Source organism: Halorhabdus tiamatea SARL4B, from assembly GCF_000470655.1.
Taxonomy (GTDB): Archaea; Halobacteriota; Halobacteria; order Halobacteriales; family Haloarculaceae; genus Halorhabdus; species Halorhabdus tiamatea.
On record NC_021921.1, the window covers coordinates 884,570 to 905,928 of the forward strand.

The window sequence follows — 21,359 nt, forward strand, 5'->3', positions numbered from 1 at the left end:
CGATTTATCAGTGAGTGAGTCATACGTTCGTCTATGAGTAGCGATCGCGTCGATTCGGAGAGCAAGGTGTCGGGGAATCAGGCGAACATCCCCGCGTCCATCCGCGACGAACTCGACATCGACGACGGCGACAGGCTTCGCTGGCGCGTCGAAGACGACGGGACGCTCCGAGTGAGCGTCGTCCAGCAACGCCATGGGACGTTCTCGGAGTTCGACGGCTACGATGGCGAGGAGACGACGGACGTCGAAGCGGAACACGACACGTGGGGCCTCCCGTAGATGCCACGCACGGTCGTCGATACGACTGTTCTGTTCGGAGCGGCCTACCGCCGCGACAGTGCCCACGACGACGCACTTCCCATCGTTCGAGGGGTCGACACGGCAACACTACCGGAAGCAGTTGTCCTCGATTACGTGCTCGCAGAGACGTTGAACGGCCTCACGACTCACGCTGGACACGATGCCGCGACAGACTTTCTCGACCGGATCGAGGAGAACACGCGCTTTCACGTCGTGTCGCTGACTGCCGAAGCATTCGCCACGGCGAAGGCACTCTTCAGACGATACGAGGGCTTCTCGTTCGTCGACGCCGCTATCGTCGCCTACATGCGTGCGGAGGGGCTGGAATACCTCTACGCGTTCGACGACGATTTCGACGCCGCCGAAGACGTCCGTCGCCTCGATACGGCCACCAATCCCTACCAGCCGGAATAGCGAACGTGCGTGACGCCTCGGAAATGCGTCGTCGCTCTTACTCCGCCGCCAGGATCACGGCGTCCTCGACGGAAACGCCACCTTCTGCGGCCACGTTCTCGTCGCCGAGTTCGTCGACCGGTTCGACGGTCTCCCCGGGAAGGCCGACATCCTTGGCCTCGTGGCCGAAGTTCAACACGACGACGTAGCGGTCGTCGTCGTTCTCGCGGGCGTAGGCCACGACCTGCTCGGCGTCGCTTTCGACATCGACGGGTTCGAAGTCGGCCCCAGAGCCGAGCGCGTCGATCTCCTCGCGCGTTCCACTCAGCCGCTGGTAGAAGGCGAGCAACCCCTCGTCGGTGTGGCCCCAGTGGGTCGCCCCGCGACGTTGGCGCTCGCCGATCTCCTGGCCGGCGTAGATCATCGGCGACCCGGGCAGCGTGAACGTCGCCGTTGCGGCGGCCTTGACGGCGTGAGTGCCGACCTCCGAGACGTAACGTTCCTCGTCGTGGTTCTCGATGTACGTCAGGAAGCCGGCGTGATCCGGGAAGCCGATCTGATAGCGACTCTCCAGGGAGCCATAGAGCTGGTCGGCCGGCTGGTCGCCGTGGCCGATCTGCAGCAGATCGAAGTACAGCCCGGCGTCGAAGTGGATGTCGAAACAGAGGTCCTGGAAGTCAGCGACGTAGGGGATCGTCTCGTCCATCAGGAGGAAGTCGTCGTCGATGGTCTTGACCGTCTCGCGGATCTCCTGCCAGAAGGGCTTGGGCACGGCCCAGGCCATGTCACACCGGAAGCCGTCGACGACGCCGGCCCACTTCTCGACCGCGTCGAGCAGGTGTCGACGGACTTCGAGGTTCTCGTAGTCGAAGTTCGCGATGAGTTCCCAGTCGAAGTACGTCTCCGGTTCGCGGGCCTCGCGGTCTTCCCAGTCGTACCACTCGAGGTACTGCTCGTCGCCGGCCAGCGCGCGCTGGTAGAACTCGTGATCGCGTGCGGAGTGATTGAGCACGAGGTCGAAGAGCACGCGCATGTCCCGGTCGTGGGCCTCGGCGACGAACTCCCGGAAGGCCGCCTCGCCGCCGAGGTCCTCGGCGATCGAGAAGAAGTCCGTGATGTTGTAGCCGTGGTCGTTGCCGTCGTGCTGGAGGACGGGCGTAAACCACAGCGTATCGACGCCGAGGCTCTGGATGTGATCGAGTTTCTCGGCGATGGCCTCGAAGACGGTCTGGCCGGGATCGGGATCGACGTACCCCCGGACGTAAATCTCGTAGAGCGTCATCTCCGTGCTCCAGGCCGGCGGGTCGTTGAGTCGCTCGATCGTGCCGTCGCCGTGAATCTCGACGGAGTCAGGCACGCTATACTGGTCACCGACCGCGATAGCGTGGACGCGGGCGGCGTCGTCGATCGCCTCGAGCGGGAACCGAAACTCCCGGCTCTCGACCGTGTGTCCCGGGAGTTCGTCACGGTCGTCGACGTAGAACTCGACGTCGAGGTCGGCAGGCGGTGCGCCCCGTCGCGGTTCGGTCTGGGGGCGAGCCCGCAGGACGAACTCGTCGTCGACTGCCTCGCCGTCGAGTGTGAGCCGCGGGCGTGCCTCGCCGGGTTCGGGCCGACCCACTCCGGAGCCGGAACCCGAGCGAGCGCCGACGCCGCTACCCGAGCGACCACTGCGTCCGCTTCCCCCGCTGACGCCGCTCGTGGCGGGCTGGGCTACCTCGTCGTCGATCGCCAATTCGGCGGGGAACGCCCGGATCGTGAGTTCGTGAGTCCCGTCCGGTGCCCCGAGCGCGACAGTATAGACGCCGGGAACGTCGGGCGCGAAGGTCTCGACGGGATCGTCGCCGAGCACGGCGTGACTCCCGTCCGGTGCGTCGTCGATACGCCAGGTGTAGGTGCCCGAGGGGTCGGGATCTCGGGGGGCGAGTTCGGTCGATTCCCCGACTGCGAGGAATCTGGGTGGGCCGGGATGGTGCATGTCTATCGTCTATTTGTTCGCTACGGGTGTTAAAAATATCTGTGCCGCAGTCGTCCCCAGAGCTGTCAGCCGTGATGGTGGTCCTGGATAAAAGTTAACACTGTTCCGGGCGCTAGGACTGGTTATCGACACCTGTTGTCGTCTATTTGGTGAGTAATATGACAGGAAATCATACGTCCGACAGCTACCATCCTGGCCCGCCGCGGTTCCTCCAGTTGGGGGAGAGTATCGTCGACCCGATCTTCGTCGACATGGCCCACGGCTACGACAGGGACAACCTCGCGCCGACGATCGCCGGAACGCCCGAACGTGATCCACCCCCCTACGAGAAGGGGGATTTCGTCTGGCGACTCGCCGAGAAGCCCGACGGGAGCAAGGCCGGCATCGAGTACGCGCCGACGCCCTTCGAGGACGACGCCGAGCAGTACGACGAGGGGAACCACAACACAGCCGATTTCGAACCGGACGTGCCGGGCACCTACGTCTTCGAACTCGACGCGCCCGACGGCACCCACGAGTTGACGATCAAGGTGTTCCCGCCGCCCGTCACCGAAGACGGAACCGAGGTGTACGACATCGAGGGGGAACTCCCGACCGACGCCCGCGAGACCACCGGCGGGCCGCCACGGATCGAACTCGAGGGACACTACGACGCAGAAACCGGCGAGTTCGTGATCGAATCGAACCCCGAACTCGCACCCGATAGTTACGCCGTCCTCGAGGACCTCGACGTGTCGTTTCGGCCGCACGACGCGGCGGCGCTCGATCGTGAGGACATCGTCGTCGAGGGGACGACTGCCCGCGTGCCGGTCGAGGCTCTCGAGGGGCCGACCCGGCTGTTCGGGGCCCCCTACGACGGGGTCCGACTGGGCACGACCGACGAGATCGTCCTCGATCCGGACACAGAGGCGGTCGAGTTGCCCAATCGCCCGCCGGAGTGGATCGAAGACGCCGTCGTCTACGAGATCTTCACGCGGTCGTTCGCCGGCGATGAGCGGGCGACCGACTTCGAGTTCCTCACTGGGAAGGTCGAGTATCTCGACGAGTTGGGCGTCGACCTCGTCTGGCTGACGCCGATCGTGCCCGCCTGGAGCGGCCGGATCGATACCCCACCGGGCGGTCCCCACGCCTACGACACCAGCGACTACTTCGCCGTCGCAGAAGACCTGGGCACGATCGAAGGCTTCGAGCGCTTCGTCGATGCGTGTCACGACCACGATATCAAGGTCGCCTTCGATCTGGTGGTCAACCACGCCGGCTGGGAACACGACGCCTGGCAGGACACCATCGCCCAACTGGGCGACGATCCCGAGGACCCCCACGAGTTCCCCGAGGTCGATTCGTGGGACACCGACTCGCCGTACTTCGACTGGTTCGATCGGCAGTCCCGGACGAACGGCATCGACGCCACGCCGCCCCAGACGAGTTTCTTCGACGTCAGGCTGCACCCGAACCTCAACTACGGTAACCTCGCGCTCCGGGAGCACATCCTCGCAGTCGTGGACTTCTGGTCGGACACCGTCGACGCGTTCCGGTGTGACATCGCCTGGGGCGTCCCCCACTCCTTCTGGAAGGAGGCCCGGCGGTTGACCCGCAAGAAGGACGACGCCTTCCTGTGGCTCGACGAGTCGATCCCGCGCATCCCGGAGATGGCTGAATCCGAGTTCGATCTGCACTTCGACTCGACGGAGTTCATGCGGACCGCTCACGCCGTCGCCCGCGGCGAACGGCCGCCCCGGGACCTCATCGCCGCGGTCGAGACGCGCCAAAACGACGGGTTCCCGGCCTACACCCGCGTCATCAACTCCACGGAGAATCACGACGAGTCCCGACTCTACTACGAGGCCAAGGAGAAGGGCCACCGCGAAGATCCCGCCCAGGCGCAACGCGGGGCGCTGGCGGCCGCGTTCACGCTCCCGGGCGTCCCGTTCATCTACTACGGCCAGGAGCGACTGGTCTCCGAGTACGGGGAGCGCCGGGAGAGTCCCTACTTCGGCCGCGAGGATCAGACGGGCGACATCAAGGCCGACCCGTACAAGCGCGCGTTCATGAACTGGGAGGAGTACGACGAAGAACACCTCGCGTTCGTCTCGGGCCTGATCGACTTCTATCACGACTCGCCGGTCATGGGGCCCGAAGCGGACCTCGTGCGGGAGGCCCACCGCGCCGAGGCCGGCAACGACGTGCTGGTGTTCGGTCGGGACGCGGGCGAGGAGAAACGTGTCGTCGTGATCAACTTCGCCGACCACCCCCACTGGGTCGACCTCCGACTGCCGGTCGAGACCCAGGATCTGTTCACCGGCGAGGACTTACTCGTCGATCGCGCCGACGACGCGGTCACCGTCGAGGTCGAGACGCTGGCGGTCTTCGAGACGCCGACGCTGTTCGATCAGGGCCACAACCACTGGCACGCGGACGAACCGTTGCCGAACGATGGCTGACGGGATGTCCTTCGACAGAAGGGGCTGAAACACCTGTTTTCTAGCGTCTAAACGAGGCCCAACAATCAAACAGAGACACAGGAGGGATTATTCTTCGTCATCTGGAATTGCAAGCGGGTTTCCGTTCCACTCGAGCAAATCATTTTGATCAAGTTCTGTCAGGATGTCGCCGAAGGAAGACTGTCGAAACGTAATCCGGCGAGTCAGCGAGAGACTCCGGAGGTCACGGGCTGTCTCAGGATCGATGGATTGGTCAGCTGCATCTGCGAGATGAGCGATATATTTCGAACTTTGATAGAATTCGTTCTCATTGGCCCACGCCATGACCAGATCTAGCTTACTGGCTGCCTCTACCGATTCATAATACTGCATGGCCGTTTGATACGCGTTCGGATCGTCTAGCCCTGCGATCCGTCGCAGATCGCCGATATGTTCGTGGGCAAGGCCAGACCAGGCTTGCCGTTCCACGTCGTCGCCGTCGATACGATCCGCGAGAACGTCTTCACAGATCAATATCCCCTGTCGAGCAATGTTTTCACACCGCTCGTCGTTTCCCGCGACTCTATAGCAGACGACAGCGTATTTGAGGTTCGTAAGGCTCGATAGCATGCCAACATGATGCATGTTGGATTTGACAATCCCAAGATAGGTGAGCTGGAGGTATTTGTCTCCAGATTCGATCAGATCTCCAGCTCTACGAGCGTTTTCCGCCTCGCGATAAATCTCGGACCGATTGTTATGTGTCATAGTCAGCAATCATATTTACGATACCCGTCTTCATCCAGGTGATCTTGTACATCCTCTAAGTCATCCCAATCAAACTCTTCCCCGATATCCGTTAAGCTAGTGCCGCTTCAGACCTGAACTACTAGATTTATCTACTCAGAGCGCGTCCTAGTGGTATTCAGAAATATTCTGAAGCCCGTCATGCCACGAACTCAAAAGTACGTTGTCGATCTGTCTGCCGATGAACGAGCCGAACTGAACGCATTGCTTGCCTCTGGAACGCACAAGACGCGTGTTCTCACGCGTGCACGGTGTCTCTTGCACGCTGACGACGGCTTGACTGATGACGAAGTCAGTCAAGCCGTCGGATGTCACCCCGGCACTGTCGGTCGTCACCGCAAACGCTACACCGAAGACGGCCTCGCGGCGATTAATCGCCGCAAGGCCGACCGCGTCTACGAGCGCAAACTCGACGGACGTGAAGAAGCCCACCTTATCGCGTTGGCGTGTAGCGATCCACCAGAAGGACGCTCTCGCTGGTCACTGCACCTCCTTGCTGAGCATCTTGTTGGTCTTACCGAGATCGACGTTGAGTCGATCTCTCACGAAACCGTTCGACAGGTTCTAAAAAAACACGACTGCACCCTCACCGATCCAAATCCTGGGTGATCGAATCCGGAGAGAGTGCGTCGTTCGTCTGCAAAATGGAGGATGTTCTCGATCTTTACCACGAACCCTACGACGAAAAGCGTCCAGTCGTCTGTTTTGACGAGTCCAACAAGGAACTGCACAAGGAAGTCCGCGACCCGCTCCCGGCGCGACCGGGAGCGGTCGCTCGGTATGACTACACCTACGAACGCAACGGGACGCGCAACCTCTTCGTGATGAGCGAGCCGCTGACTGGCTGGCGACATATCGAGGTAACCGAGCGACGACGCAAGGAGGAATTCGTCGCTCAGATGCAGTCGCTGGTGGATGATCATTACCCGGATGCGGACTGCATCCGGGTGGTGATGGATAATCTGAATACGCACCAACGGTACGCCTTCTACGAACATCTACCGCCAGCAGAAGCTCGTCGGTTGCTCAGGAAGCTCGAATTTCACTTCACGCCAGAACACGGCAGTTGGCTGAACATGGCGGAAATCGAGTTTAGCGCCCTGTGGACGGAGTGCCTTGACCGCCGCATTCCTGACGCAGCGACACTCCGTGCGGAGGTCGCTGCGTGGGAACGCACTCGAAACGAGGACGAATCCGAGATTGATTGGCAGTTCACGGCCGATGACGCTCGCATCAAACTCCGCCAGCTATATCCAGCAAATCACGATTGAAGCCGCACTAGCAGAACGACTACGACCGCTAGATATCGGCGCCGGGTTTCTGAGACCTGTGCACCCAATGATTCCCCGGACATAGTTAGGTCACTGGTAGTTCGGATCGTGACGATGCGTATTCGACCCCATATTCTGAATCCATCTTGACATAGTATTCGGCGACCATTTTCTCGTTCCAGAAGTCCGGAGATTCTATCGTTACGTAGGTAGGTAATTCGCCGTCTCGAATTGCAATCTCGAACGGATCGCTAGATCCGTCAAGATCACCGAGGAATTTCGAATCAATCATCTCTCCGTCGGAATTATACAACCGAATCGATACGTTATGGTAGACATCTCGATCCGGAATACCTCCACTCATCGATACGTAGCCATCCATATGAAATTCGGATGGAGTAGCGTTGATCGAGCCCGAAAACCCAAACTTCACTTCGTCCCCACTCGGCACGCAACCCGCGAGTGGCACCAGCAACGCGATAGCAAGCAGGAGGCTGATTTTTCGGCTCATGGAGTTGCTATCGTGGTCAATTCTTCAATAGAAAATGCATAATACTTTCCGTTCATTGGGTGGTGGAGTAGATCTGGTCCCCATCCGGACCTCATGACGCTCCAGTACTCGGTTTGGCGTTTGTCTATCTCTTCAATCGTAGGATCATCTGAAGATCCACTATAGACCTCTCCCGCCCGGAACGGGTGGTTGAGGAAATCGTCATCGGCTGCACCGAGATTGAACGAGTGACCGATCTCGTGAATCAGCGTTTTTGCAGTCGTCATCCCCATTCCATTTCGATAAGGAGAACGGTGCAATGTACCCTGATGTTTGTTTTCGACATCGCTGGTCCAGCTATTGTGTCCCTCTGTGAAGATCCCTATATAGGGCATTGTGAGGTGATTGAATCCACTCTGCGTTCGACCGCCCGGTATGAGAGGAGAATTACAGTAGGTCAGCACCTGGGAGTAGACGTCAGCGTCCTCGCTATTGTAACTCTGATGGGCGTACATGTGTTCCATTTCCGTAAGACCGAAGCCATTGTTCGGGTTCACGGCCCAGAGACTCTCAGCAGCGAACGTTTCGTCACGGATTACGTTCACGTCGATCCCGTAGAGAGCGAAGTTCCGTTCGATCCCATTTTCCCAGGTCTGACTATCTATCGACGTATTCGCCCCTTTGTAGAAGTCTACCTCGACTGAGAGGGAGGGTGATGGAATCTCACGATCCGAATCGTCGGTCGGATCCGTCCCCCACTGTAGCTCTCCGACGTGGAGGCTCGCGTGTTCGTCGCCGTTCCAGACGTGAGTTCCAGCCTGCTCAGGGACGACTTCATCCCCTTCAACTCCGTCTCCCGTTTGCAAGTGCTCCCGATAGAGTATCCCGTCATCACTATAGCCGACACCGTGAACGCCAATCCAGCCGTCCCAGTAGCTGTCGTCGTCAGTATCGGGGTGCAACGGATCAGTCGGTTCTTCTAGTATGTTCGCCTCTCTAACGTTGAAATATGTGAACGATGCTATACCACCGGTAGTCCCTTGGGTGGCTTTCGTGATCCCTTTCAGTTCTTGTCCGTCGGTCAATCCATCGTCGTCAAAGTCTGGATCCCATGGGTCCGTTCCCTCCTCCAATTCACGAGTGTTTGACAGCCAGGTGTCCGTCCGCTTGGTTCCATCGAGGGCCTTGAATGAAATACGGTTGAATAGTTCACGATTACGTGAGGCGTAGTTCGAATCGAGCGAGTCGACAGTGACGAAATCAAAGTCACTCGTCGCATCGTTCAACCCGCTTGGCCCGACCGTAATTTCTTCTGTCGCTAATTGTTCTGGAATGCCGAGAGCGTCTGCACCGAATCGGAATCGAAAAACCTCTCCATCTGCTTCGATCAGTTCGATCATTTCGGCTTGCTCTGCAGTAATCCCGTACGTCACGGGCTCGCGCGGATCCGTATGCGTGTATTCCTTCTCCTCGGTATCATTCAGTCCGTCGCCGTCCGTATCTTTCAGCATGGGGTTGGACGTGACGGTGATATTGGCGTCCGGATTCTCATCGACACTGCCAGCCCACCGGTAGGGCTGGCCGCTCTCGTTGATCACCGAGATGTTCCAGCCGTCGGCCTTCGAGTTGTTCTCCAGAGAGACTTCCTCGTGATCTTCGAGGCCATCACCGTCCGAATCGGCGCGCGTCGGATTGGATCGCAGTTCGAAGTACGAGACGATGTACTCGTGCTCGAGGTCGTTGACGACGAAGTCGATCGGGTACTCTCGGTATTCCTTGGCCTCTTCGCCGTCCGTGAGCTCGTCGCCATCAGTGTGCTTGTCGGTTGCGTTGGTCGGAAGCCGGCGGAGGTCCGAGCCAGTGTGACCAATCGGCAGTCCGTTTTCTTCGAGGACGTCCGGCAGTCCGTCGCCGTCGGTGTCTTTCGGTTCGACCTCTTCGGCGACACGCGAGAAGACATTCGGCAAGTCCGAGGCGTCCTCGACGTAATTGTACGTCCCATTGGTGATCGATGCGATATCCGAGAGTTTGTTCCCGTCGGCACCGCCGAACCCGATCGTGTGGATCGTGATATTCCGGTCGGCGGCCGTCCGTGCCTGAGCCCGGCCGCCCGAGCCCTGGCCGTCAGTCAATAGGATCGCAACCTTTGCGCGAGAGTTGTTGCTCGCACTCGCGAAGTGCTGGTTTGCCCGCGCGACACCGCTGCCGATGTCCGTCCCGCCACTCGCGTCCAGACTCTCGATCGTGACGTTGACCGCGCCGAAGTCCGTCGTCAACTCCTGAGCGACGTGGGCAGTGTGATCGAAGTCCACCACGCCCGCCCGGTCGCCCGGAATGAGCGCGCCGACGAACTCTTTGGCTGCTTGCTTTCGGAATTCCTGAGGATCGTTCCAGCCCATCGAGCCCGAGGAGTCGATGATGAACTGGACGTCCACGGGTTGGATCGTCTCCTCGCCGCCCGTCCCGTTCGACGGTCGCTCGGTGGTGACGTCGGTCGCCCAGTTCGAGATCGAGAAGACGGCGAATGTCGAGAAGTGCTCTGTTTCGGCCGTCACCGTGTTGTTCTCGGCGTCGATCGTCGAATTGATCGGGACGTAGAGTTGCTTCTCGGGGTCGTAGGTGACTACCGCCAGATCCGACTCATTGCTCGCGGCCTGCAATGAATCGTCGTATGAGATGGTGACGTTCGCCGACTCGAACTCGCGCGTGGATTCGATCTCGACGATCTCCGAGACACTCATGTTCTCGACGCGGTCGCCCCCTGCGAAGCGCTCGGTCTCCTCGCCGACGGACACACCACCAGCCACGTTCCCTTCCCCGGTCAACTTGACGTCGACGCCCAGACTCTCGTTGCCTGCCGTGGTCGTATACGTCTCGTTGCCATCTTTGATACCGTCTTCGTCGGTGTCGGGATCGAGCGGATCCGTGTTGAACGGGTCGGTCGGTTCGACGCCATCGTCGAGGCCGTCGTCGTCAGTGTCGGCCTGCCACGGGTCCGTCCCATTGGCGAGTTCCTGGGGATCGGTCAGCCCATCGCCGTCGATATCGGCGTACTGTGGCGAAGTCTCAGCGTCGTACTCTTCGGCGTTGGTCAACCCGTCACCGTCGAGGTCTTCTTCACCGTCAGGTATGCCGTCATCATCAGTGTCAGTGTCGAGTGGATCCGTCCCGATCACGAACTTCTCGAAACCATCGGGCAGGCCGTCACCATCTGTATCAGCGTAGAGTGGATCCGTCCCAAGTTCGCGTTCTCGGATCGTCGAGAGATGATCTCCGTCGAAGTCCTCGTTGCCGTCGATCGTGCCGTTGTCGGCCTCGTTCACCTCGGTCGACGGTGCGTCACTGTCAGGATCCAGCGGATCCGTGCCCGTCACGTTCTCTTCGTAGGTGTCCGGCAGGCCGTCACCGTCCAGGCGAAGCACGACCGTGTTCGCCTGGCTCTGCCCGGACGACGCGCCACCGTTTCCGTTGTTTCCCTTCTTCTTGGATTTCTGCTTGCCGTTTTTCGACTGCTGGCCGTCGTCACTCTCGACGGCTGTAATTTCGATCGTATTCACCCGCTCGGTGAGGTTGATGGTTCCCGCGAAGGTGCCGTTGGAATAGCCACGGCGAAGCGGGAGAGCGACCGTCCGGTCGTCGTTGATCGTCGCGGTGACGTTCGTCCCATCCAACCCGGTCGGATTCGTCACATTCCCAACGAGCGTGTACTGTGCCCGCTCGCTTCCATTGCGGATCGGATCCGTCCGCCGTGTCAACGACTCCTCCGGACCGACCTCGCCATCGATCATTCCCAAGGCAGTGTGCGCTTGGTTGACCGCCTGGCCGTACGTCCGGACGGCACGTGCGGTCGTGCGAATCGACTGCGCACCAGATTTCTCGGCAGCGCGATCCTGAATTTGCTCGGCTCGAGCAAGTTGTCGTCGGGCGTTGTCGATGTGCGCTTCGACACTGTTGGTCATTCCAGGGCCGAGATCCGCTTCAGTCGCCGCGAAGGCGTACTCGGCGTCACGAATCACCTGCCGGGCGGACTGGTTGTCCGCTGTCGCCACCAACTCGACGATCTGGGCGAGTCGCTTGCTTTGATTCGTCCCGTCGAAGTCAGTCAGCGCGCGGAGTGCTTCTGCATCGCGAATGAACGCGTGCTGGTCGTCGACGCGTTTCGAATCCTGGTAATACACAAGGGACTCGTTCAACCGCGACTGGGCGCGCTCCTTGGCCGATTCGAGTTGGTTCGAGGGAACCGAGAGGTTCCCAATCCGCTCCATGGCCTGGGCTTTCAACACCACCGGCGGCCCGTCCAGGGATACGTCTGGGACAGTATCAACCGGCGCTGTATTCCCTGAGGGTTCTGAAATTGTCCCGGCAGACACCGTTCCCACCGGCAACATTGAGACGATCATGAGAAGCGAGGCGATCACCGCGAACAATTCCCGCCGCCCACCACTTGCGGACATGTTTTCCGCAGATACGTACCAATTAAATTTACGTTTCGGCCTGAAGCTCTTCAGAGTGACAAAAGCGAGTGACGGAAGCTCAGCAGCGCCAAGCTGGCGGCGGTGGTGTGATATCGTCTACAGGGGTAGGCCACTCAATGGGTGCCGAATGTATTCTGGGATCGTGATCATTCCACTCGTTGAGTCGGGCGATCACGTCGGCCGCCCAGCCGGGTTCCTCGGGATTCTGTCGGCCACCATCCCGACAACTGGTAGCAAATTCGATCTGTAGCGAGATTCCTGCCCGGTGTATTCTACACAAGTCGTGACGAGATTTGGACAGAGCAAGTACGACGGGTTCGATGACACATATTGGAACATTTGGACCTATCCACCCTGTGGAGCGGAGTCCACCATCGTGAGTTGCGGAAGCGTCACAAACAGTCGAGAGCATACAACTACGAAAACAGCTGCCACCGGCCCCGGTCGAACGAGACACGATCCGAACACAGCCTACGGCCGATCCAGGCCGGAGAGAACCGTCCCCACGCCGGCTTTCGCGCCGTAGCGGCCCGGCGACCACTCGATCACCTCGCCGTCGCGCTTCTTGAGCCACTCGAACTCGAAGTACGTGCTTTCGGGGACCTCGACCTCAGCCGTCCAGGTAGGATACTCCTCGGCGTCCATCGGGACCGCCTCGTCGGGGTCGAACCCGCCGAGGGCGTCGAGACTGCCCGTGAGGTAGACCTCCTCGCCCCACTCCGTCTCGACGTCGACCGCGACGGTCGTCGAGACGGGCTCGCCAGGTTCGAACTCGGGATCGGGCTGGAACCACCGGTAGCCGTAGGGGGCCAAGGGGACCCGCCGGTCGGCGAAGGTGACCGTCTCGTCGTCGAGGACGTCGACCAGTCCGCCGCGAGTCCAGACGTCCGCGAGCGCGCTCAGTGACACTGCCAGGGCCTCGCCGGAGAAGTTCGCGAGCGCCAGCAATCGCTCACCCTCGAAGACGCGCTCGACGGCGAAGACCGCGTCCGGACCGACGTCGAGGACCCGCTCCTCGGCCTGGGCGTGGACCGGCGTCAGGCCCTTGCGGGCGTCAGACAGGGTGGCGATCCCGTCGAAGAGTCGCTGCTCGACAGTGCCGTCTTCCTTGCGGCGTTCGGCCCGGTCGCCGTCGAAGGCCGGGCGGTGGACCCAGCGGTTGTCGTCGGCTTTGAGTGAATCGGCGAGATACGAGAAGTCGTTGAGCTGGCCGAGTTCGATCCCGCTGTACAACAGTGGCATGCCCTTCATCGCGTAGACGACACTGTGGAGGAGAAGACCGCGTTGAATAGCCGTCTCGACGTCCGCTTCGTCGCCTTCGATCCGAGCGTTCTGGAGGCCGGTCAGGGCCGCCATCGTCCCGGAGGTGCGGGCTTCGCCGGTCGCCTCCTCGACCTGGAAGCGATAGCCCTCGGCGTAACTGTCGGGAGTGTCGCCGGCGTAGAAGTCCGCACAGAAGCGGCGTTCGGCGGTCGGATCGCGGCCCAGAGCGGCCCGGACGTCGCCGTCGTCGAGTCCCCAGCCGATGTCGTCGTGACACCGGACGTAGTTGAGCCAGGTGGCCGAGCCGGGCGTCGCCGGGAGTTCGTCCATCGCGTGAGAGAGCAGGCTTGCGTCCTCCCGGGCCAGCGCGTGCCAGGCGTGGGCCATCAGCGGCGCGCCGTAGGCGATCTCACACTCCTCGCCCTCGTGGCCGCCGGTCCCGAGGTACTTGATCGTCTCCTCGGGCGAGACGATCGCCTCGGCCTTGAACAGGACGCCCGGCGCGGCGATCCGGACGAGGGCGCGGTAGGCCCGGAGGAGCCAGTGGGCCTCGGGCAAGTTCCGGCAGTCAGTCCCGAGTTCCTTCCAGAGGAAGGGGACCGCGTCGAGTCGCAGCGAGTCCGTCCCGACGTTCGCGAGGAACAACATCTCCCGAAGCATCCCGACGAAGACGTCCGGGTTCGCGTAATCGAGGTCCCACTGGAAGTCGTAGAAACTCGTCCAGACCCACCGGTCCATCGCCTCGCTGTAAGTGAAATTGCCCGGCGCGAAATCGGGGAAGACCTCCGGGACAGTCTCCTCGAAGCGGTCGGGTTTCGTCCGGTCCTCGAAGGTGAGATAGAAGTCCGAAAAGCGGTCGTCGCCCTCCCGGGCGGCCTCGGCCCACTCGTGCTCGCGAGCGGTGTGGTTCATCACGAAGTCGAGCGACAGCAGAATGTCTTCCTCCCGGAGGTCCGCGGCCAGTTTTCGGAGGTCTTCCATGGTCCCGAGGTCGGGGTCGACTGATCGGTAGTCCTTGACTGCATAGCCACCGTCCGACCGTCCCTCCCGGGGTTCGAGCAGGGGCATGAGATGGAGGTAGGTCACGCCGAGTTCCTTCAGGTACGGGATCTTCTCGCGGACGCCCTGGAGATCGCCGGCGAACAGATCGACGTAGGCCATGTAGGCGACGTGATCGGGGCGCTGGAACCAGTCGGGTTCGCTGGCACGCTCGCGGTCGAGCGCGCGGAGGTCGTCGTCGCGGTCGCCGTAGCCCTCGACAGCTGCGTCGACGGCCCGGATCGCCCACTCGGCCGCCTCGTGGTCCTCGCCGTAGACCGCCGAAAACGCGTCCCAGAACGTCGGGAGGTGTTCGTTGATGCGATCGAGCAGCACCTCGGCGTCGGAGTGGTCGGCATAGCGCTCCGCGAGACGATCGCGCAGGAACGCCACCGGCTCGCTCTCGTCCCACGCCGTCGCCGTGATCGTCGGGTCGGGTCGGGCCATCGTTATTCGAGCACCCACGCGTAGTCGAAGCCGTCGAGTTCGACCCCGTCGACCGTTCGCGGTTCGGGTGTGACGTTGTTGTAGATCGACAGCCGGCGGCCCGCGGTCTCACGGGTCGAGACGAAGACGCCGTTCTCGGCGCGGTAGGTCGGCGTCGCCGTGAACAGGTCGGGGTTGTCGGTCCGCGTCTCGATCATCTCGCCGAGACCGGTCCAGATCGCGTGGGCGTCGCTACCTTCCTCGGTCATCGCCGCACGCTTGCGGTCCTCGTCGAAGGGACCGCGATGGAGGTAGCGGCTGTCGTCGTAGCCGAGGCGCTCGTTCATCTCGGCGTGGAAGGCCTCGTCGTTTTCCATGCCGACCTCGTCACCGTAGTAGACGATGGGCGTCCCCTCGACCGAAAACAGCATCGAGTACGCCAGCAGTACCCGGTCAGGGTCCTCGTCCAGCAGGTTGTACAGCCGCCCGGAGATGCCCTCGCCCTCGCGGAAGGACCACCGTTCGTCCTCGAGGTAGGCGTCGTTGAGCAGCTGTCGCTCCGCCGGGCTGACGAACTCTAAGGTCAACTCGTCGTGGACGCGCAGGAACGTGAACCACTGCGCGCTCGCGGGCACGTCGAGAGACTCCAGGCTCGCGAGTTCGTCGGTGACGTACGTGGGATCGTTCTCGGCGAGCGCGAGGAAAAAGGTCGGCATCAGCGGGAAGTTGTACGCGACGTGGCACTCGTCGCCGTCGCCGAAGTACTCGACGACGTCGTCGGGTTCGAGGTTGGCCTCGGCGATCATCACCGTCCCCTCGGCGACGTACTCGAAGGCGGCCCGGAAGAGCTTCAGGATGGCGTGGGTTTCGGGTAAGTTCTCGCAGTTGGTCCCCTCGCGCTTCCAGAGGAAGGGGGCGGCGTCCAGCCGGAAGCCGTCGACGCCCTGGACCCGCCAGCGGGTGAGGATCCGGAGCATCTCGAGGAGGACGTCGGGGTTCTCGTAGTTCAGATCGGGCTGGACGTCGTAGAAGCGATGGAAGTAGTAGTCGTCGGTGGGTTCGTTTTCCGTCCAGTTGGAGTCCGAGACGCCCTTCAGCAGGAGGCGGGCCTCCTCGTAGCGGTCGGTGTCGTCGTTCCAGATGTAGTAGTCGCGGTACTCGGCCGACTGGCTCTGTCGGGCGTTCTGGAACCAGCGGTGCTGGTCGGAGGAGTGGTTGATCGGCACGTCGAAGACGACCTTGATCCCGCGGTCGTGGGCCGCCTCGACGAATTCGAGGAAGGCGTCGTTGCCGCCGAGTTCCTCGCGGACGCGCGTGAAGTCCGAGACGTCGAAGCCCTGGTCGACCATCGGCGACTCCAGGACGGGGAGCAGCCAGACGACAGTCACACCCAGGTCTTCGAGGTAGTCGAGTTTCTCGACCAGTCCGTCGAAATCGTCGGCGAACAGATCGACGTACAGCGAGTAGACGACGCCGGTCTGATACCAGTCGGTTTCGTCGGGTGTGTACGCGACGTTCTCGCGACGCTCCTCGAGGAGGTCGAGGAGTTCCGCGCGTTTCTCGGGGTGGTCGGTGCCGTAGACGTCAGTCCACAGTCGTTCGATTCGGTCGTGGGGTGTTTCGGTCATGGTAGATCGCTCCTGGTTGGTGTCTGCGGTCTTCGGCTTGGGTCCGTCGCCATGCTCTTGGTCACACTACACGCGGGGGGACCGTAATTCATTCCCGATATCACGTCAGCTCAGTCCTGACGTCAGGTCAGGTAGACGCGGCCGTCCCAGGGCTCGAGCGCGAGTCGTTCGTCGAGCGTCGTCGGGACGTCCGTTCGATTCGCCAGCGTGAGGCCGAACTCGTCGACTGGCACGCCCGGCGGGACGTCGATCGTCGTCGGGTCGTCACTCCAGTTGAGGACGACCAGCGCGCGGTCGTCGCCGAGCGTCCGCGTGTAGGCGAGCACTGACTCGTGGTCGGGACAGTGCATCTCGAAGTCGCCGTAGACGAGCACCTCCGCGTCGTGGCGGAGGGCGATGAGTTCCTGATAGTACGCCCGGACCGAATCCGGGTCGCCACGTTGGGCCGCGGCGTTGATCTCGGGATAGTTTTCGTTGACCTTCAGCCAGGGCTCGCCGTCGGTGAACCCGGCGTTCGCGTCGGCCGACCACTGCATCGGCGTTCTAGCGTGGTCGCGACTCGTCAGGTTGATCACTCGCTTGGCGTCCGCAAAGCTCTCGACGTCGCCGTTGGCGATCGCGTTCTCGACGCGATGTTTCGTCGCCGGATCGCCGAGTTCCTCGAGACTCTCGAAGTCGGTGTTGGTCATCCCGAGTTCCTGGCCCTGGTAGACGAACGGGGTGCCCCGCATCGTCAGCAGGAAGGTGGCGAGCATCGTCGCCGACTCGCGACGGGCGGCCTCGCTGCCCCACCACGAGACGCTCCGGGGCTGGTCGTGGTTCTCCAGGACCGGCGCGACCCAGGCCTCACCGGCGAGTCCCGTCTGCCAGTCGGTGACGATCGAGGTCAGTTCTGGAAGCGTCCACTCGAGCGGTTCCCACGCCGGGTCGTCCTCGCCGCCCAACTCGTCGCGGAGGAACTGAAAGACCATGTCGATGCCGTCGCCGTCCTCGCCGCAGTACGCGAGGGCGTGCTCGTGGGTAATCCCGCCCATCTCGGCGACAGTCATCGCGTCGTATCGGTCGACGGTCCGGTCGTGGAGTTCGCCGAGGTACGTGTGGATCGCCGGCCCGTTGAAGAAGTGTTCGCGACCGGTGATGCCCTTCGCCGGGTCGCCGTCCGGGAGTCCCTCGGCCTTCGAGAGGAGATTGACGGCGTCCAACCGGAAGCCGTCGATACCCTTCTCGAGCCACCAGTTCACCATGTCGTAGACGGCTTCCCGGACGGCTGGATTGCGCCAGTTGAGGTCAGGCTGTTTCTCGTGGAAAAGGTGGAGGTACCACGCCTCGCGCTCGTCGTCGTAGGACCACGCCGACCCGCCGAAGATCGACTCCCAGTTGTTCGGCGGGGTTTCGGGGTCGCCCTCGCGCCAGTAGTAATACTCGTCGTAGGGTTCTTCGCCGCGGCGTGAACGCTTGAACCACTCGTGTTCGTCGGAGGTATGGTTGACGACGAGGTCCATGACGAGCCGGATATCCCGGTCGTGCAACGCCGAAAGCAGTTCGTCGAAGTCGGCCATCGACCCGTACTGGTCGTCGATAGCGCGGTAGTCGCTGATGTCGTAGCCGTTGTCGGCCTGCGGCGACTGATAGACGGGCGACAGCCAGACGGCGTCGACGCCCAGCTCGTCGAGATAGTCGACTTTCTCGACGATCCCGGGGATGTCGCCGATCCCATCGCCGTCGGAATCGCTGAAGCTCTTCGGGTATATCTGGTAGACGACGGCTTCTTTCCACCACTCACGGTCGATGCGTTCGTTGGTCGTTCGGACGGACGCGCCCGGTGAGTCTTCCGTATTCATTGGCTTTCAGTGAGGTAAACGCGGGCGTCCCAGGGTTGGAGTTCGAACTGTGCGTTCACGCCGGTCGAGACGTCCTGGTTCGCGATGGCGAGTTCGAGGTCGTCAGTCGGGATGTCATCGGGGATGTCGACCGTTGTCGGCTCGTCGCTCCAGTTGAGGACGATCAGCGCACGGTCCTCGCCGAGGGTCCGCGTGTAGGCGAACACTGACTCGTGATCCGGGTAATGCAATTCGAAGTCACCGTAGATCAGGACGTCGTTGTCGTGTCTAAGGTCGATCAGCCGCCGGTAATACTGGAAGATCGAGTCCCGACTTTCACGTTCGCTGGCGACGTTGATATCGGCGTAGTTGTCGGTGACTTTCAGCCAGGGCTCGCCGTCGGTGAACCCGGCGTTCGCGTCGGCCGACCACTGCATCGGCGTCCGGGCGTTGTCGCGTGCGACGGCTTCGATCGCGTCGCGGACGTCGTCATAGTCCTCAGCATCGCCGTCCTGGATGGCCTCCTCGACGAAGTTGATCGCCTCGACGTCGCGTAGCTCGTCGATCGACTCGAAACTCGCGTTCGTCATCCCGAGTTCCTCGCCCTGATAGACGAACGGCGTGCCGTGAAGCGTGTGAGTGAACGTCCCCAGAAGCTTCGCCGACTCCTGTCGGTACTCGCCGTCGTTGCCGAACTGCGAGACCGACCGTGGCTGATCGTGATTCGAGAGGTAGACGCTGTTCCAGCCGTCCGCGGCGAGCCCGGTCTGCCACCGCTCGAAGATCTGCTTGAACTCGACGAGGTCGAACTCACCGGCGTCCCACTTGCTGTCGCCGTCGCCGACGCCCATGTGCTCGAACTGGAACACCATCGAGAGGCCGTCGCCGTCCTCGCCGACGTACTCTCGGGCGTCTTCGACGGAGACACCCGGCGTCTCGCCGACGGTCATGATCTCACGATCGACAGTATCGATGGTCTGCCCAATCATCTCCGAGAAGTACTCGTGGACTCGCGGACCGTTCATGAAGTGCTCGGCCCCGACCAGGCCGCCGTGGGGGTCGCCGTCGGGAAGTCCCTCTGTCTTGGAGATGAGGTTGATGACGTCCATCCGGAAGCCGTCGATCCCGCGGTCGAGCCACCAGTTCATCATGTCGTAGACGTCCTCGCGGACGGCAGGGTTACGCCAGTTGAGATCGGGCTGTTTCTCGTCGAAGAGGTGGAGATACCACGCTTCGCGCTCGTCGTCGTAGGACCACGCCGACCCGCCGAAGAAGGAGTCCCAGTTGTTCGGCGGGGTTTCGGGGTCGCCCTCACGCCAGTAGTAATAGTCGTCGTAGGGTTCCTCGCCGCGCCGGGAGCGCTTGAACCACTCGTGTTCGTCCGAGGTGTGGTTGACGACCAGGTCCATGATGAGACGGATGTCACGGTCGTGGAGTTCTGCCAGCAACTGCCCCCAGTCCTCGAGGTCGCCGTACTGGTCGTCGATGGCGCGGTAGTCGCTGATGTCGTAGCCGTTGTCGGCCTGGGGGGACTGATAGACGGGCGACAGCCAGACGGCGTCGACGCCCAGTTCGTCGAGGTAGTCGACCTTCTCGACGATGCCGGGGATGTCACCGATCCCGTCGGCGTCGGTGTCGTTGAAACTCTTCGGGTAGATCTGGTAGACGACCGCCTCTTTCCACCAGGGAGTACCGTCCGTTTCCGTCGCGAGTACGTTCGAGGGGGGAGAGTGGCGCTGACTCATCGGTGTTCCCGTGAGACAACGCAGGACGGCCACTTAACAGTATCCTAAATCTTGAAGAAGACATTCTACGACTAATTTTATAGTCCTGGGTCACGTGAGTTCGGAAGACGAGCGACGCAGACGACACAGCGGACGACCTGTCACGACGACAGCGAACCGCGGCATCACGCGGGACGCGACCGACGGACAGACAACGCAGACACGAAAACCAACCGCCAATGACCGACAACTCGCAGGGTGAGGACGCGAACGTCAGGGAGGAACTCGCCGTCTTCGGGCTCTCGGAGACGGAGATCGAGACGTATCTCGCGGTCCTCTCGGGCAACGAGACGACTCGGGAGATCGCCGAGCGGGCGGACGTCACCCAGCGGGCGGTGTACGACCTCGCCGAGCGGCTGGCCGACCGTGGCCTGGTCCGGGTCGACGAGCACGCCTCGCCGACGACGATCCGGGCGGTCCCGCCGGGGAAAGCGATCGAGCGGCTTTCCGAACGCCTCGAATCAGTCCGGCCGACCCTGGAGGACGTCTACACCGAGACGAGCGTCGACCAGCCGGAGATCCAGGTCGTCCGCTCGCGCGCGACGGCGATCGACCGTCTCCGGGAGGGCATCGAGGCGGCCGAACGCGAGATCGCGGTCGCGATCCCGGCCGACGCCTATCCGGAGATCGAATCGGCCCTCGCCGCAGCACACGATCGCGGCGTGTTCGTCCTGTTGCTCGTCGGCGGCACTGACGACGAGGCGGTGGCGGAGCGTGAGTTCGCGGCCGTCGCGGACGTCGTCCGGCACTGGGAGGCGCACCCGCAGTTCATGTACGTCGTCGACGACGCCGACGCGATGATCGGCGACAGCGCGATCGTCGATCGTGGCCACTCCGACGAACACGCCGTCTACGTGGCCGAGCGCAACCTCGCCGGCTCGATCTTCAGCGCCTTCCTGGGGGCGTACTGGCCCGCCTCGACGGAGCTGTTCGTCGCCGACCCGAGTCCGCTCCCCCGGACGTTCACGTGGTTCCGGGAGGCGGCCTTCCAGGCGGCCGTCCACGACCGCGCGGGGACTGCCCTCCACGCAGCGGTCGAGACCGCCGACGGCGAGCACCTCGCCGGCCCCGTGACGGCGATCAACCAGCAGTTCGTCGACCCGCCGAGCGGGGCGTTTCCCCTGCAGCACAGCCTCGTCGTCGCGACGGACGAGGGCGAGGTGAGCCTCGGGGGCCGAGGGTCGTTCCTGGAAGACCACGAGGTCGCCTCGATCACCCTCACGCCCGAGCGCTGAGACACGCGAAACCCACGAGACCACTACCCTA

Annotated in this window: 13 protein-coding genes; 5 read left to right on the top strand and 8 right to left on the bottom strand. The window is 62.1% G+C overall.

Features of this window, described 5'->3' with window-relative positions:
* The first annotated feature begins 33 nt into the window (after nucleotides 1-33).
* Together HTIA_RS04555 and HTIA_RS04560 are read left to right on the top strand one after the other, a co-directional pair.
* Nucleotides 34-279: an AbrB/MazE/SpoVT family DNA-binding domain-containing protein gene (locus HTIA_RS04555; protein WP_008525808.1), complete on the top strand. Its 246-nt coding sequence runs from the start codon at nucleotides 34-36 to the stop codon at nucleotides 277-279.
* A complete protein-coding gene (locus HTIA_RS04560) occupies nucleotides 280-714 on the top strand; it encodes a type II toxin-antitoxin system VapC family toxin (RefSeq protein WP_008525809.1) in 435 nt (144 codons plus the stop codon).
* A gap of 37 nt (nucleotides 715-751) precedes the next feature.
* Here the strand turns inward: HTIA_RS04560 and malA are convergent, their stop codons facing one another.
* On the bottom strand, nucleotides 752-2,671 hold the full coding sequence (malA, locus tag HTIA_RS04565; protein ID WP_008525810.1) for an alpha-amylase MalA: 1,920 nt from the start codon (nucleotides 2,669-2,671) through the stop codon (nucleotides 752-754).
* Between the two features lie 158 nt (nucleotides 2,672-2,829).
* On the opposite strand from malA, the gene HTIA_RS04570 reads away from it, so the two are divergent.
* Nucleotides 2,830-5,112 (top strand): alpha-amylase family glycosyl hydrolase, encoded by a 2,283-nt coding sequence (locus HTIA_RS04570; protein WP_008525811.1) that lies wholly within the window; start codon nucleotides 2,830-2,832, stop codon nucleotides 5,110-5,112.
* Nucleotides 5,113-5,199: 87 nt separating this feature from the next.
* Here the strand turns inward: HTIA_RS04570 and HTIA_RS04575 are convergent, their stop codons facing one another.
* Nucleotides 5,200-5,859, bottom strand: a complete 660-nt coding sequence (locus tag HTIA_RS04575) for a hypothetical protein (RefSeq protein ID WP_008525812.1) — start codon at nucleotides 5,857-5,859, stop codon at nucleotides 5,200-5,202.
* A 180-nt stretch (nucleotides 5,860-6,039) separates the two neighbouring features.
* Here HTIA_RS04575 and HTIA_RS16215 point away from each other — a divergent pair.
* Nucleotides 6,040-7,169, top strand: a protein-coding gene (locus HTIA_RS16215; RefSeq protein WP_198408534.1) for an IS630 family transposase whose coding sequence is annotated in 2 segments (ribosomal slippage) — nucleotides 6,040-6,475 and nucleotides 6,475-7,169 — 1,131 coding nt in all. Because the reading frame shifts where the segments join, the coding sequence is not laid out codon by codon here.
* 85 nt (nucleotides 7,170-7,254) lie between these two features.
* Here the strand turns inward: HTIA_RS16215 and HTIA_RS04590 are convergent.
* From HTIA_RS04590 to HTIA_RS04615, 6 genes are all read right to left on the bottom strand, one after another.
* On the bottom strand, nucleotides 7,255-7,680 hold the full coding sequence (locus HTIA_RS04590) for a hypothetical protein (protein WP_008525815.1): 426 nt from the start codon (nucleotides 7,678-7,680) through the stop codon (nucleotides 7,255-7,257).
* Entirely contained in the window at nucleotides 7,677-12,113 is a 4,437-nt protein-coding gene (locus HTIA_RS15415; protein WP_079980307.1) for a vWA domain-containing protein, read from the bottom strand. The genes HTIA_RS04590 and HTIA_RS15415 overlap by 4 nt, the downstream gene beginning before the upstream one ends.
* A 492-nt stretch (nucleotides 12,114-12,605) precedes the next feature.
* A complete protein-coding gene (locus tag HTIA_RS04600) occupies nucleotides 12,606-14,882 on the bottom strand; it encodes an alpha-amylase family glycosyl hydrolase (RefSeq protein ID WP_008526809.1) in 2,277 nt (758 codons plus the stop codon).
* Nucleotides 14,883-14,884: 2 nt separating this feature from the next.
* Complete coding sequence (locus HTIA_RS04605) at nucleotides 14,885-16,489, bottom strand: alpha-amylase family glycosyl hydrolase (RefSeq protein WP_008526808.1); 1,605 nt, start codon at nucleotides 16,487-16,489, stop codon at nucleotides 14,885-14,887.
* A 122-nt stretch (nucleotides 16,490-16,611) separates the two neighbouring features.
* Nucleotides 16,612-18,330 carry a glycoside hydrolase family 13 protein gene (locus HTIA_RS04610; protein WP_008526807.1) on the bottom strand — a complete coding sequence of 573 codons (1,719 nt, stop codon included), beginning with the start codon at nucleotides 18,328-18,330 and terminating at the stop codon, nucleotides 16,612-16,614.
* Entirely contained in the window at nucleotides 18,327-20,054 is a 1,728-nt protein-coding gene (locus HTIA_RS04615) for a glycoside hydrolase family 13 protein (RefSeq protein WP_008526806.1), read from the bottom strand. The genes HTIA_RS04610 and HTIA_RS04615 overlap by 4 nt, the downstream gene beginning before the upstream one ends.
* Nucleotides 20,055-20,272: 218 nt before the next feature.
* Between HTIA_RS04615 and HTIA_RS04620 the strand changes: the two genes are divergently transcribed.
* Complete coding sequence (locus HTIA_RS04620; RefSeq protein WP_008526805.1) at nucleotides 20,273-21,328, top strand: TrmB family transcriptional regulator; 1,056 nt, start codon at nucleotides 20,273-20,275, stop codon at nucleotides 21,326-21,328.
* The last annotated feature ends 31 nt before the right edge of the window (nucleotides 21,329-21,359 follow it).